Below are 1,184 nucleotides of genomic sequence, written 5' to 3'. Positions count from 1 at the left end.
GTGTCCAATCAGAAAATCTGCCAGGACATTGCCGGCGAGAGCAACATTTTCTCTGACTGGGCGGCGTCCCGTCAGGGCTGCACGGTGGGCGGGCAGGGTGACAGCGTCACCAGTCGCGCCTCGGATAAAGATAAAGACCAGGTGCTGAAAAACAAAAACCTCATCTGGGATGCGCTGGGCCGCAATCACCTGTTCGACGGCAACCGTCAGCTGAAAGAGCTGGTGATGAGCGTGGTGGGCTCCATCATTTTCAACAAGGACGGGCAGGTTACCATCCTGACTCCGCTGGTTGATAACCGCGACATCATCACCGTGCTGATGCGCGGTGGTACCGCGAAGATTTACGGCTGCGACGAGCAGGACCTCTGCCTCGGTCCGACCGTTACCAGCGTGACGGTCAGCAGCGACGTGGCGCTGGTCACCCAGGTGCGCAACCTGATGATTTCCATCGACAGCAAGCTCAGCGCCGACACCGGCCTGTCGGACAGGGAAAAGGGGTTCATTAACACCACCTCGGTGCCGGTGCTCAAGTATCTGACCAACTCCCGCAGCATGGGCATGAGCCCGACCTACCTGATTCAGGTAGCGGACTTCATCGCGCAGGACATGATGATCCAGTACCTGCAGGAGCTGGTGAAGCAGGCGAGCCAGTCGCTGGCGGGTAAAAACTTCCCGGAGCAGGCCGCCGGCGAGCTGCGTAACAACGTGATGACCGCGACCTCGCTGCTGGCGCAGATGAAGCTGCAGTCGACCGCCGACCAGAATGCGCTGGACGGCATCGATCGCAACATGCAGTACCTGCAGCAGCAGGTGTCGACCATTATCTCAACGTCCTATCAGGGCAACTATCAGTGGGGGACCGGCAATGACTGATTTTACGGCGCCGGACATGAACGCAGCGTCCTGGCAGGGCAATGCACAGCGGGGTATCCGTCATGACTGAAGTCTGGACCATTTACGGCGGTGACATGTGGCGGCAGGTGTTCAACGGCGTCGTCACCGTCATCGGCGCCGGCACCTTTACCACCCTGCTGCGCATCGTCGGCCTGTTTGGCGTGCTGGGGGTGGTGGTGTCGTTTGTGAAAACCCGCAACCCGATGGTGTTTCTGTACTGGCTGGCGGTATTCATGTTCATCACCTCCGCGCTGCTGGTACCGAAGCGCAGCGTGCAGATCCACGACATC

General features: G+C 59.6%; 2 protein-coding genes. Both read left to right on the top strand.

The features are described 5' to 3' along the window. Nucleotides 1-873: conjugal transfer protein TraH (locus CBW22_RS25690; RefSeq protein WP_176428207.1), on the top strand; the 873-nt coding region annotated here is incomplete at its 5' end. 62 nt (nt 874-935) lie between these two features. Then, the coding region (locus CBW22_RS25685; RefSeq protein WP_141097391.1) for a conjugal transfer protein TraG N-terminal domain-containing protein at nt 936-1,184 on the top strand (249 nt) is incomplete at its 3' end.

Source organism: Pantoea sp. VS1 (assembly GCF_002207995.1).
Lineage (GTDB): Bacteria > Pseudomonadota > Gammaproteobacteria > Enterobacterales > Enterobacteriaceae > Pantoea > Pantoea dispersa.
The sequence above is the reverse complement of the archived record's forward strand: the minus strand, read 5'-3'. Positions and strand labels throughout refer to the sequence as shown.